The organism is Amycolatopsis balhimycina FH 1894 (genome assembly GCF_000384295.1).
In the GTDB taxonomy this organism is placed as follows: domain Bacteria; phylum Actinomycetota; class Actinomycetes; order Mycobacteriales; family Pseudonocardiaceae; genus Amycolatopsis; species Amycolatopsis balhimycina.
The window spans coordinates 1,465,928-1,477,794 of record NZ_KB913037.1 but is presented as its reverse complement, the minus strand read 5'-3'; the positions used below and the strand labels follow the sequence as shown (position 1 = coordinate 1,477,794).

At 72.2% G+C, this 11,867-nt stretch carries 10 protein-coding genes and 1 pseudogene; 5 read left to right on the top strand and 6 right to left on the bottom strand.

All coding sequences use genetic code 11. The features are described from left to right. Window positions 1-3: 3 nt before the first annotated feature. Window positions 4-96 (top strand): annotated as a pseudogene (locus A3CE_RS54805) (M15 family metallopeptidase); the annotation flags it as partial. Window positions 97-133: 37 nt separating this feature from the next. Here the strand turns inward: A3CE_RS54805 and A3CE_RS0105820 are convergent. Together A3CE_RS0105820 and A3CE_RS0105815 are read right to left on the bottom strand one after the other, a co-directional pair. Further along, on the bottom strand, window positions 134-1,477 hold the full coding sequence (locus tag A3CE_RS0105820; protein WP_020639129.1) for an NtaA/DmoA family FMN-dependent monooxygenase: 1,344 nt from the start codon (window positions 1,475-1,477) through the stop codon (window positions 134-136). 10 nt (window positions 1,478-1,487) lie between these two features. Beyond that, window positions 1,488-2,693, bottom strand: coding sequence for an LLM class flavin-dependent oxidoreductase (locus tag A3CE_RS0105815; RefSeq protein WP_020639128.1), 1,206 nt, complete (start codon window positions 2,691-2,693; stop codon window positions 1,488-1,490). 254 nt (window positions 2,694-2,947) lie between these two features. On the opposite strand from A3CE_RS0105815, the gene acpA reads away from it, so the two are divergent. After that, the gene (acpA, locus tag A3CE_RS0105810) at window positions 2,948-4,639 is read left to right on the top strand and encodes an acid phosphatase (RefSeq protein ID WP_020639127.1); all 1,692 of its coding nucleotides are present in this window, start codon (window positions 2,948-2,950) and stop codon (window positions 4,637-4,639) included. 15 nt (window positions 4,640-4,654) lie between these two features. On the opposite strand, the gene A3CE_RS0105805 is transcribed toward acpA, so the two are convergent. Then, complete coding sequence (locus A3CE_RS0105805; RefSeq protein ID WP_026468200.1) at window positions 4,655-5,398, bottom strand: DJ-1/PfpI family protein; 744 nt, start codon at window positions 5,396-5,398, stop codon at window positions 4,655-4,657. Beyond that, complete coding sequence (locus A3CE_RS0105800) at window positions 5,395-6,411, bottom strand: GlxA family transcriptional regulator (protein WP_020639125.1); 1,017 nt, start codon at window positions 6,409-6,411, stop codon at window positions 5,395-5,397. The genes A3CE_RS0105805 and A3CE_RS0105800 overlap by 4 nt, the downstream gene beginning before the upstream one ends. A gap of 159 nt (window positions 6,412-6,570) precedes the next feature. Here A3CE_RS0105800 and A3CE_RS0105795 point away from each other — a divergent pair, with 159 nt between their 5' ends. Then, window positions 6,571-7,974, top strand: a complete 1,404-nt coding sequence (locus tag A3CE_RS0105795) for a transposase (RefSeq protein ID WP_157376770.1) — start codon at window positions 6,571-6,573, stop codon at window positions 7,972-7,974. A gap of 69 nt (window positions 7,975-8,043) precedes the next feature. Here A3CE_RS0105795 and A3CE_RS0105790 read toward each other — a convergent pair whose 3' ends face one another. Then, on the bottom strand, window positions 8,044-8,793 hold the full coding sequence (locus A3CE_RS0105790; RefSeq protein ID WP_020639123.1) for a zf-HC2 domain-containing protein: 750 nt from the start codon (window positions 8,791-8,793) through the stop codon (window positions 8,044-8,046). A gap of 6 nt (window positions 8,794-8,799) precedes the next feature. Continuing rightward, window positions 8,800-10,041, bottom strand: coding sequence for a hypothetical protein (locus A3CE_RS0105785; protein WP_020639122.1), 1,242 nt, complete (start codon window positions 10,039-10,041; stop codon window positions 8,800-8,802). Window positions 10,042-10,377: 336 nt separating this feature from the next. Between A3CE_RS0105785 and A3CE_RS0105780 the strand changes: the two genes are divergently transcribed. Further along, the gene (locus tag A3CE_RS0105780; RefSeq protein ID WP_026468196.1) at window positions 10,378-10,818 is read left to right on the top strand and encodes a hypothetical protein; all 441 of its coding nucleotides are present in this window, start codon (window positions 10,378-10,380) and stop codon (window positions 10,816-10,818) included. A 52-nt stretch (window positions 10,819-10,870) separates the two neighbouring features. Next, a complete protein-coding gene (locus tag A3CE_RS0105775; protein ID WP_026468195.1) occupies window positions 10,871-11,644 on the top strand; it encodes a maleylpyruvate isomerase family mycothiol-dependent enzyme in 774 nt (257 codons plus the stop codon). Window positions 11,645-11,867: the final 223 nt, after the last annotated feature.

Below are 11,867 nucleotides of genomic sequence, written 5' to 3'. Positions count from 1 at the left end.
AGAGTGACGCGGAGGATCACCGGCGGCACGGCGTGGTCCAACCACTCCTACGGCCGCGCGATCGACATCAACACCGTGCAGAACCCGTACATCTCCGGCAGCGGCACCGATCTCTTCCGGAAAAGCGGATCCGTCACGTCCCGGCCGGCTCGATCCCGAGGTGGGCGCGCAGGGTGGAACCGGTGTACTCGGTCCGGAACGAGCCGCGCTCCTGCAGCAGCGGCACGACCGTGTCGGCGAACTCGTCGAGGCCGCCGGGCGTCACGTGCGGGACGAGGATGAAGCCGTCGCTCGCGTCGGCCTGGACGAGGTCGTCGATCGCCGCGGCCACCGTCGCGGGCGAGCCGATGAACGTCTGCCTGCCGGTGACCTCGACGATCAGGTCGCGGGTGGACAGGTTCTTCGCCTCGGCGAGCTGCCGCCATTCGCGGGCCGTGGCCACGGGGTCGCGGTACATACGGACGCTGGCGCGGCCGGGCGCAATCGTGGATCCGTCGACCACCGGGTCCGTCGACGGGAGCGGGCCGTCCGGGTCGTGGCCGGACAGATCGGTGTTCCAGAGCTGCTCGAGGAACTTGATCGCGGTCTGCGCGCTGACCTGCTGCCGCCGGATGACGTGGGCGCGCTCGTGGGCGTCGGCGTCGGTGTCGCCGAGCACGAAGGTCGCCGCGGGCAGGATCACCAGCTGCTCGTTCGTCCGGCCGTACTTCGCCAGGCGGCCCTTGACGTCGGAGTAGAACGCCTGGCCCGCTTCGAGGGTGCCGTAGCGGCTGAAGATCGCGTCGGCGGTGGCCGCGGCGAACTCGCGGCCCTCCTCGGAGTCGCCGGCTTGGATGATCACCGGGCGGCCCTGCGGGCTGCGCGGCACCGGGAACCGGCCCTCGATGTCGAAGTGGGCGTCGTGGTGGGCGAAGGCGCCCGCGGCGGGATCCTTCACGAACTCGCCGGTCGCCTGGTCGGCGGCGATCTCGTCGCCGCGCCAGGAGTCGAACAGCTCCCAGGCGGTGCGCAGGAACGTCTCGGCGCGCTCGTAGCGCTGGTCCTGCGGCAGGAACCCGCCGCGGCGGAAGTTCTCGCCGGTGAAGGCGTCCCACGACGTGACGACGTTCCACCCGGCGCGCCCGGCCGAGAGGTGGTCGAGCGAGGCGAACTGCCGGGCCACTTCGAAGGGCTCGTTGAACGTCGAGTTGATCGTGCCGGCCAGTCCCAGCCGCTCGGTGACCGCGGCCAGCGCGGACAGCACGGTGAAGGTGTCCGGGCGGCCGACGACGTCGAGGTCGTAGATCTGCCCGTTCTGCTCGCGCAGCCGCAGGCCTTCGGCGAGGAAGAAGAAGTCGAACTTCGCGCGCTCGGCGGTCTGCGCGAGCTTGACGAAGGAGCTGAACTCGATGTGGCTGCCGGCCGCGGGGTCGCTCCACACGGTCGTGTTGTTGACGCCGGGGAAGTGCGCCGCGAGGTGGATCTGCTTCCGGGACATCTCGGCCTCCTCAGACAGCGGCGTAGCGGTTGGCGGGGCGGGCGAGGCCGAGCAGCCCGCGCAGGGTGCTCGCCTCGTACTCGGTGCGGAACGCTCCGCGGGACCTCAGCTCGGGCACCAGCCCGCGGGTGATGGCGGTCAGGTCGTGCGGGATCGCGCCCGGCCGCAGGCGGAAGCCGGTGAGCCCGGCGCCATGCCAGTCGAGCAGCAGGTCGGCGAGGCCGGCCGGGGTGCCGGTGAAGACCAGGGCGTCGGAGGTGAATTCCGCGCCGGCCAGGTCGTCGAGCCGGGCCTTGCGGTCGGCGGCGGCCTGCTCGGTCTCGCCGAGGAACACGACGACGTCGCCGAAGACGTGCAGCGTCTCGCCGGCGCGTCCGGCTCGGTCCTGCTCGGCGCGCACCGCCGCGACGATCGTCGTGGCCTGCTCGCGGTCGAAGGGCGTCACGTAGACGACGTCGGCGGAGCGGGCGGCGAGGCGGTAGGGGACGGCGGCGTGGGCCAGCGCGGTGACCGGGGGCTGGCCCTGCGGCGGGCGCGGGGTGATCGAGGGGCCCTTGACCGAGAACCAGCGTCCCGCGAAGTCGATGTAGTGCAGCTTGCCGCGGTCGACGAACCGGCCGGTGGCGACGTCGCGGATCTCGGCGTCGTCCTCCCAGCTGTCCCACAGCCGGCGCAGCACCTCGACGTAGTCGGCGGCTTCGTCGAACAGGTCGGACAGGGGGCTGGGCTTGTCCGGCTCGGCGGCGTCCTCGAGCCGGAACTCCCCGATGTCGCGGCGCCCGAAGTGCCGGTTGTCGTCGGCGCGCCCGGCGACCTGCACGCGGACACCGGCCCGTCCGGTGCTGACGTAGTCGAGCGTGGCGATGGCTTTGGACAGGTGGAACGGCTCGGTGTGGGTGACGACCGCGGTCGGTACGAGCCCGATGTGCGAGGTCAGCGGGGCGACGCGGGCGGCGGTGAGCACGGCGTCGAGGCGGCCCTGGACGATGTCGGTCCGCTCGCCCGGCCGGTCGAGGGGGTGCCCGGTCTGCAGGGCCAGCGAGTCCTCGATGGTGACGAAGTCCAGCTTGCCGGCCTCGGCTTCGCGGACCAGATCGGTCCAGTAACCGGCGGTGAGGAGCTCTCGGGGCCGCGCGCCGGGTTCGCGCCACGCGGCGGGGTGCCAGCCCGCCCCGTCCAGTGCGACAGCGATCCGTGGGCCGGTTCCTGATGCCATCCCGCGTTCCCCTTCTCCTCGGCTGTGTCCGTAGTGTGCGCCGGATTCCGCGCCCCGGGCGGACGCGGCCAACTGCTGGGACGCCGCCGGGTCACGGGAATAATTGCCGGGGCCGCCGTGAGACCGTCCACTGCGGACTTCCGGTCGCTCCGCCGGGGTGCCCGCCGCACGCACGGGGGAGTCGTGCGGCCGGCTCTTGTGCGCCGGGCTGAGGTGGACGAAGCTGCAGACCGGTCGATCCTGGGAGGTACGGGATGGGGTCCTGGACGGTTCTGCGAGGCGCCGTGGTCGCCGCGGCGGTGCCGGCTCTGCTGGCGAGCGCCGGCACAGCGGTTGCGCGCCCTGACCACGGTGGTCACGGCCGGGGGATCGACCACATCGTGGTGATCTACGAGGAGAACCACAGCTTCGACAACCTGTTCGGCGGCTGGGAAGGTGTCGACGGTCTGCGGCAGGCCCGGCCGCAGACCCAGGTGGCGCCGGACGGCCGGGCGTTGCCGTGCCTGCCGCAGAACGACGTGAACCTCACGTCGCCGCCGCTGCCGGTCACCTGCACCGGGACGATCGGGACGACGGCGGTCAGCTCGGCGTTCACCAACCGCCCGTTCGAGATCGACCGCTACGTCCAGCCCGCCGACACGACGTGCCCGGCCCCGGGAGTGTTCCTGCCCAACGGCGTGCCCAAGGGACAGGGGCTGCCCGGCGGCTGCACCCGCGACCTGGTCCACCGCTTCTACAACGAGCAGTACCAGATCCACGGCGGCGCGATGGACCGCTACGTCGCGGGCAGCGACGCCGTCGGGCTGACCATGGGCCACTACGACACGCGCGGCCTGCCGATCTACGAGTACCTGCACGGCCGGCACGCGCCGGACTACGTGGTCGCCGACCACTTCTTCCAGGGCTCGTTCGGCGGGTCGTTCCTCAACCACCAGTGGCTGATCACCCCGAACACGCCGACCTGGCCCGGGGCGGTGCGCGACGGCGGCGCCGACGACCTGCACTCGATCGTGGGGCCGGACGGCTCCCCCGCGGGCACCCCGCTGCACCCGGCGACTCCCGGCACGGCCGACCGGGCACTGACCCAGGCCGCGACCGCCGACGGCGGCTGCGTCGTCCCCGCGGCCGTGGGAGCGCCGCCGGCCGGAACCGTGTGCGGCGACTACGCGGTCAACACCGTCCAGCCGCCCTACCAGCCGTACCAGCCGGGTACCCCGGTGTCGCGGCGGCTGCCGCCGCAGACCACGCCGACCATCGGCGACCGCCTGTCGGCCGCGAAGGTGGACTGGGCCTGGTACTCCGGCGGCTGGGACAACGCCAACGGCAACGTCGGCGGCCCCGGCTGGACCAACGGCACCACCCCGGGAACCTGCACCAGCCCGCGCACCGCGGCCGGCGCGGTCTACCCGAACTGCCCCGACGCCACCTTCCAGTACCACCACCAGCCGTTCAACTACTACGCCGACCTGGCGCCCGGCACGCCGGCCCGCGCCGCCCACCTGCGCGACGAGGCCGACTTCGTCAGCGCCGCCAAGTCGGGCCACCTCAAGCCGGTGAGCTTCGTCAAGCCGGTGGGTGAGGAGAACGAGCACCCCGGGTACGCCAGCGAGGACGCCGGCAGCCGCCACCTCGTCGACCTGCTCGAGGCCGTGGAGAACGGCCCGGACGCCGAGCACACCCTGGTCGTGGTCACCTACGACGAGTTCGGCGGCCAGTGGGACCACGTGGCACCCCCGGCCGGCCGGCACGCCGTCGCGGACCAGTGGGGACCGGGCACCCGCATCCCCGCCCTGCTGATCTCGCCGCAGCTGCGCCGGCCGTTCGGCGTGGACCACACCTCCCACGACACCACGTCGATCATGGCCACCATCGAGCACCGCTTCCACCTGGCCCCCTTGGGCACCCGCGACGCGCGGGTGGCCGACCTGCTCACCTTCTGCGGGTGATCCAGGGCCGGCTCGCTACTCCTGGGATTCGGCCAGCAGCCGCAGGGCGAGGGCTTTGAGCTCCGGGCTCGCGGTGGTGGCGCTGCCGGAGCCGAACGGCGGGTGCGGGTCGTATTCGACGGCGAGCTGGACGGCTCGGGCGGTTTCCTCGCCGGCGATCAAGGACGCGAGGTAGAGGGCCAGGTCGATGCCCGCGGACACGCCGGCGGCGGTGATGACCTTGCCGACCCGGACGTACCGTTCGGGCACGTACTTCACGCCGAACGTGCTCTCGAGGTAGCTCGCTGAGGCCCAGTACGTCGTCGCGCGGTCGCGGAGCAGGCCGGCCGCGCCGAGGATCAGCGCGCCGGTGCAGACCGACGTCGTCCACGTCGTGTGCCGGTGGACGCGGCGGATCCAGTCGAGCAGGACGGGGTTCTGCATCGTGGCGACCGTGCCGCGGTTGCCCGCTCCGGGCACCAGGAGCACGTCGAGCCGGTCGATCTCGGCCACCGAGCGTTCGGCGAGCACCGAGACCTGCCGGGTGTCGGTGCGGACCGGGCCGCGGTGCTCGGCGAGCATCGTCACGGTCGCGCCCGGCAGCCGCGACAGCAGCTCGGCGGGGCCGGTCGGGTCCAGGAGGCTGAAGCCGTCGTAGAGCAGGATGCCGATCCGCGGGCCCGGCGTCCCCGCGTTCGCGGTGCCGGTCGTGAGTCCCAGCGCCGCGGCTGCCGCCACACCGGTCAGCACGGTCCTGCGGGTTGTCTGCGCACTCGTCATGCCCCGGGAGTCTGGGTGGCCGGCGCGGCGAGGGGACGCGGCATGTCCGGCATCCGGCGAATCGCGTCCCCGCTGACGCCGTAGTGGTCGAGGAACGCCTGCCGCAACGTCGACGCCGAGGTGAACCCGCAGCGGCGGGCGACCGCGGCCAGCGGCAGCTCGCTGCCCCGCGCCAGGTGTGCGGCGGCTTCGGTCCGGGCGGCCCGCACCACGCGGGCCGGGGTCCGGCCCAGGTGGGTGGCGAACAGCCGCGTGAGGTGCCGGGTGGTGACCCCGGCCCGCGCCGCCAGCGACGGCGGGCTCAGGTCCTCGGCCAGGTGCGCGGAGATGTGGCCGAGCAGGTCGCGCACCAGCCGGTTGGCGGGCGGCGGGGCGGACAGGAACACGCTGATCTGGGCCTGGTCGGCCGGGCGGTGCAGGTAGGTGACCAGCTCGCGGGCGACCTCCCGGCCCACGGTCGGGCCGTGGTCGTCCTCGATCAGCGCCAGGGTGAGGTCCAGCGCGCTGGTCACGCCGGCCGAGGTGTAGACGTCGCCGTCCCGGATGTACAGCGGGGCCGCGTCCACCGTCACCGCGGGGAACTTGGCCGCCAGCAGCTGCGCGTACCCCCAGTGCGTGGTGACCCGGCGTTCGTCCAGCAGCCCGGCCGCGGCGAGCACGAAGGTCCCCGTGCACACCGAGGCGATCCGGCGGCTGCGGCGCGCGAGCCGCCGCACCTGTGTCAGCAACCGGTCGTCGACGGCTGCCTCGTGCGTGCCGGCGCCGCCGACGACCAGCGTCGTGTCGATCCGCCCGGTCACCGTGGCCAGCCGGCGCGCCCCGGCCAGCACGATCCCGGACGAGCTGCGCGCGGCCTTCCCCGAGACCGTGGCCAGCTCGACGGCGTACGGCGGCACGGCCCCGTGCGAGTTCGCGATCTCCAGTGCCCCGCTGGGACACGCGACGTCGAGGATCTGCACATCGTCGTACGCGACGATCACCACGCGCCGGACGGCTTCTTCGGCATCGGCCACAACGGAAATCTATCGGGTGACGGCCACGGCCGGACGTCGTGAACGACTCCTTGGGTTTTAACCTCTGGGGCGGTTGGGGCTACCCTGGTTGATCATGCAGGCAGCCCTTGGTTGATCCTTCTTCTTGTCTAGGGAAGAAGTGCCAAACCAAGGGCTGCGGTGATCAGTGTGCAGGACGCGGACGCGCAGGACACGACGGGGTCTCTGGCACAGTTGCGGCAGAAGCTGCATGGGTGTCTGACCCGTCGGGCTGATGCCCTGTTCGAGCTGGCCGATGCCCTGGCCAGCGCACCAGCGCGAGTCGGGTCGCTGCCGGGGTTGTCGCTGGAGCCGGAGTTCCGTCGTGGTCACGGCAGTGTGTATGCCGCGCTGACCCGGGGCCGGATCGACGAGCCCCGGCTGCGGAAGCTGCTGCTGGGCACGGTGGGTTCGGGCCGGGATGGGCTGGTGTGGTTCGCCGGGGACGTGTCCAACTGGGCCCGACCGGAGGCGGTGTGCTCGCCGCAGCGGCTGGTGGTGCACGACAAGTCCGCCCGGACGCTGACCGGGGCCCCGGTGACCTCGGGGTGGCCGTTGGCGGTGATGGCCGCGCTGGAATGGGGCCCGACCTCCTGGACCACGCCGGTGGACCTGGCCCGGCTGGGACCCGCTGACACGCTGACCGGAGTGACGCTGGCCGCGATCGAGCGGGTCCGCACCGGTCTGGCCGCCGAGGGCCGGGCCGAGACACCCGGGTTCGTGTTCGACGCCGAATACGACCTGATGGCGTTGAGCCACCACCACGCCGCAGGGGTGCATGTCCTGGGCCGGTTGCGGTCCAACCAGATCTTCCACGCCGAGCCCCCACCACCGGCAGCGGGGGCCCGAGGGCGGCGCCGCCGGCACGGGGACAAGATCGCCTTGAACAACCCCGACACCCTCACCACGCCCGACCGGGTCGCGACCGTGGACTCGCCCCGCTACGGCCAGGTCACCCTGACCGCGTGGGACGCCCGGCACCGGCGGCTGATCCGCGACGGCCACTGGAAGGATCACGACGGGCCGCTGCCGATCGTGGCCGGGACCGTGCTGCGGGTCGAGATCGCACGGCTGCCCGGCGGCGGGAAACCGGCCGGGCCGATGTGGTTGTGGCACGCCGGGCCCACCACGCTGGACCTGGTCACCCTGTTCGCCGCCTACCAGCGCAGGTTCGACCTGGAGCACACGTTCCGGTTCCTCAAACACGACCTCGGGTGGACCACCCCGGCGCCGCTGCACCCGGACACGGCGTTGCGGTGGAGTTGGCTGGTGCTGGTCGCCTACACCCAGCTGCGGCTGGCCCGCGGGTGTGTCCGGGATCTGCGGTTGCCCTGGGAGAAACCCCAGCCAGCACAGGTGATGTCACCGCGGCGGGTCCGACGGGATTTTCGGCGGGTTCGTGGACTGACCGGCACCCCGGCCAACCCACCGAAACCCACCCGCCCCGGCCCCGGACGCCCTGCAGGCTCCACCCGACCACCCCGGACCCGATATCCCACCCACCGCAAGAACAGCCGACGAGGCAAGAAACCCACCACCCGTTAAAACCCAAGGACTCTTTCCTGACGTCGGACGTCAGGAAAGAGTCGTTCACAACGCTGGGATTTGAGGAATTCAGGCCGCGCGGTGCCGGCTGGCGGGTCGCCGGGGGAACCGGTGGCGGACCGGGGCGAGCGGTGCGGGCAGGCCGTGCCCGGGAAGCTGCACGTCGTCGTCTCCGGTGTCGAGCGCGCCGGCTGTCAACGGTGCCGGCGCCGGGCGGCGGCGGTGCTCGCGGTGGACGACGTACATCAGCCCCAGCCCGATGAGCAGGAAGACGTGGGTGAGCAGCCGTCCGGCGCCGACCTGGCCGCCGGACAGGTCGGCCACCGACACCACGCCGAGCACCAGCGCGAACGCGCCGAAGAGCGGCAGTTGCGCTCCGGCTGCGCGGGGCCTCAGCGCTGCCCACAGCAGGCCGACGCCCAGCGCCAGGTTCCAGGCCGCGCTTTCGTTGCTCAGGTGGGTGACGCCCAGCCCGATGCCGTGGCCGGCGTGCTCCGCGCCGGGCTCGAGGAACTCGGCGAAGGCGAGTCCGGACTGCACGAGCCCGACGAGCGCCAGTGCTATCCGGGCCGCCCACTTCTCCCGCGCGGGATGGGGTGCCGTGGCGAGGATCGCGGCCGTGAGGTCGGGCACCACCGGTGCCTCGCGCACCATCGACCGGCGCAGCCGCGCGGCCTCCTCCTGCCAGGCGCGGCAGGCGCCGCACTCACGCAGGTGGCGGTCCACCTCGGCTTCGGGCAGCGGGCCCTCCTCGCCGTCGAGCGCGGCGGAGAGCGATTCCCGGAAAAGTGCGCAGTCCACGATGAGGTAGTCGCTCATCCGCGGTCACCGGTTCCCGGCGATCTCGGTGGGCGGCGCGGTACCTCGGTGTTCCGCGGCGGGCTCGGTGCGCCGCGGCTCGCCGAGAAGGTGGGCGAGGTAGAGGTCTCTGGCGACGAGGCTGACCGCGAGGTGGTCGGCGAGCGGGTCGAAGTAGGCGCTGCGGTATTTGGCGTCGGTCACCGTCGAGGCGGCGAAGTACAGGCCGGAGAACGCGGCGATGAACAGGGAGACGTGCAGCAGCTCCTGCGGGATCGGCAGCTGGATGCCGAACAGCGTGCCGCTGGTGGGGTCGCGGCCGATCCAGGCTTTGATCACCGAGTGCTGGACCGCGATGATCCCGAAGATCACGAAGAAGACGAACATCACGGTGGCGACCACGAGGGTTTGCAGCACCTGGGTGAGGACCAGGACGAGGGTCATGTTCGCGCGTTCCAGCTTGGTGAGCGGGAGCCGTTCGGCGTGTTCGCTGCCGGTCATGAAGGACGCCAGCGGCGTCTCGCGGAGTTTGTCGAGGCCGATCGGGACGGTGCGCGACTGGGTCAGCGTCGTGACCTCGGCCTTCAGCATCGCGAGCAGGAACACCACGGCGACCGCGGCGAAGAGGCCGACGACCAGCCACATCCGTGCCCTCGGCAGCGCGGCGCCGACCTGCCAGATCTCGGTGGTGAAGAACCCGAAGACGGTGAACAGCAGCAACAGGGGGAGTACCCGGCTGGTCAGCTCGCCCAGCAGCCGGATCTGGCGGAACGCGGCCCGCAGCGCCCAGCCGACGATCGAGCCGACCCCGACGAACGCGGCCCCGAACAGCCCGGCCAAGATCGCCAGCTGGATCACCAGGCCGAGCGGCACCGACTTGCCTTCGGCCACCCAGCCGGCGACGGGGACGACGATCACCAGCACGGCCGCCATGGCCGCGGCGGGCCCGGCCCCGCCGCGCTCGACCAGCTTGCGCCGCACCCACCGCGCGGCGAGCCAGGAGCCGAGGCCCGGCAGGACGACCAGGCCCAGCAGGAGGCCGCCGTACCCGAGCGCGAAGAGGTCGCTTTCCAGCAGCCGGTCGAAGTCGGCGTCGGTTTCGCCGTCCACTGCGGACAGCAGGGCGGTCAGCAGCTGCCAGGCCGCGATGAACACGACCGCCGGGGCGGTGCGGACCAGCAGGTGGGCCGGGCGTCCCCGGACGACGGCGGGCAGCCCGCGCCGCCGGAACCACTGCTCGACGGCTTCGATCCGGTGCTCGTCTGTCATCGTTACCTCCCGGTCGGCGCGGCCGGCGCCGTGATCACGGCGATGCTAGCGGCGCGCGTCGGAGGTTCGTTGACAGCGGGGCGGCGAGGGCGAGCGTCTTGAATGACTCATTCAGGTCTTCGGAGGCCCTAAATGAGTCATTCAAGACCTTGGGCCGGGCTAGCGAGCGTCGCCGGGGCTGAGCGAGCGCGGCCCGAGCGTCAAACAAACTTCCGCGGGCGATGCTAGCGGCGCGCTTGCCAAGGCGTTCGGCAGTCCGGACGCATCCGCGGGCCGCTGCCGGCCCTGGCGCACGGCCCGCCACCGCCGTCCGGCCGGGCAGGCTAGGTTGCCCGGGTGAGTCTCCTCGATGAAGTGGCCGAGCGCGACGGCTGGCGGTGCTGGGTGTGTGACGAACCGGTCGATCCCGGGATGTCGGTGAACGACCCGCGAGGGCCGAGTGTCGACAGCCGGACCGCCGACCGGAAGGCCAAGGTCGCCGAGCGGCTCGCGCACCGCGGGTGCAACAGCCGCAAGGGCGCGGTCAAGGTGGTCATCGCCTGGCCGGATCGCCTGCACGTGGCCGAACCCGCGCCGCTGATCACCGTCGCCGGGAGGCTGGAGCGCAAGGGCGGCCGCGAGCTGGTGGCCCGCTGCCCGACGAGGCAGGATGCCCAAGAAGCGGCGGACTGGCTGGTGGACCGGTTTTCCCGGCTGGTGCCGGGGTTGCCGGTGACCGCGAACACCGAGGCGGGCGGCGGCCAGTTCCTCGTCATCCTGGCGACCGGCCGCCGCTGACCGGGACCACCGGGAACGGAACACACGCGGCCCTCCGTGAGTTGAGCGTGGCATGAGTCAACTCGTGGATCGCACGATCACCGCCCTCCGCTCCGAGTACGACACGCTCGCCGGCCTGGTCGGTACCCTCACCGACGACCAGCTGGCCGCCACCGGCGGTGCCGCGGAATGGACCGTCGCCCAGGTTCTTTCCCACCTCGGCAGCGGTGCCGAGATCGGCCGCGCGCCGATCGCGCGGGCCGCCGGGGAAACCGTGGCGGCCGAAGAAAACCAGGCCGTCTGGGCCCGCTGGGACGCGGCCACACCGCGTGCGCAGGCCGAGGGTTTCCTGGAGTCCAACCGCCGCTGGCTCGAAACGGTCGAGGCGCTCACGCCCGGGCAGCGCGAGTCGCTGACCGTCGACCTCGGCTTCCTGCCGGAGCCGGTGCCGCTGGTGACCGCCCTGGGCATGCGGCTCAGCGAGGTGGCCAACCACTCGTGGGACGTGCGCGTGGCCTTCGACCCGGACGCTCGCGTGGACGCCGGCTCGGCCGACGTGCTCGTCGAACTCCACGCCGGGCACCTGGGCTTCATGCTGGGCTTCCTCGCCAAGCCGGCCGAGCTCGCGAAGCCGGTGTCCGTCGCGGTTCCCGGCGGCGCATTGGTGATCGACGACGCGGTCACCGTGGTGTCCGGCCTCGAGTCGCCTTCCGCGACGTTCGACGGGCCGGCGGAAGCGTTCGTCCGGCTGCTCAGCGGCCGCCTCAAGGCACCGTACGACCAGGGCGTCACCGTCGAGGGCGACGTCACGCTCGACGACCTGCGCCGCGTGTTCCCCGGCTTCTGACGGAACAGGGGGGTGCCGCCGGGGAGACCGGCGGCACCACCCCCGGGCCGGTCAACAGGGGAGGTACGGCGACAGACATCTTATTGAAACGTAACAACTCGCACTGAGAAGAAGGAATAAGGAGGCCTACCTCGCGGATCAAAGCAGTCCGTTGACTTCGCCTCGTCGGTCGTAGTAGCGTCACCGCGCTGGACTTGAAACCTTTTAATTCGGAGGTGCGATG

Coding starts and splice junctions, on each gene's coding strand:
- A3CE_RS0105790 (WP_020639123.1), bottom strand. CDS start 8,793: ATGAGCGACTACCTCATCGTGGACTGCGCACTTTTCCGGGAATCGCTC.
- A3CE_RS0105805 (WP_026468200.1), bottom strand. CDS start 5,398: ATGACGAGTGCGCAGACAACCCGCAGGACCGTGCTGACCGGTGTGGCG.
- acpA (WP_020639127.1), top strand. CDS start 2,948: ATGGGGTCCTGGACGGTTCTGCGAGGCGCCGTGGTCGCCGCGGCGGTG.
- A3CE_RS0105785 (WP_020639122.1), bottom strand. CDS start 10,041: ATGACAGACGAGCACCGGATCGAAGCCGTCGAGCAGTGGTTCCGGCGG.
- A3CE_RS0105775 (WP_026468195.1), top strand. CDS start 10,871: ATGAGTCAACTCGTGGATCGCACGATCACCGCCCTCCGCTCCGAGTAC.
- A3CE_RS0105820 (WP_020639129.1), bottom strand. CDS start 1,477: ATGTCCCGGAAGCAGATCCACCTCGCGGCGCACTTCCCCGGCGTCAAC.
- A3CE_RS0105815 (WP_020639128.1), bottom strand. CDS start 2,693: ATGGCATCAGGAACCGGCCCACGGATCGCTGTCGCACTGGACGGGGCG.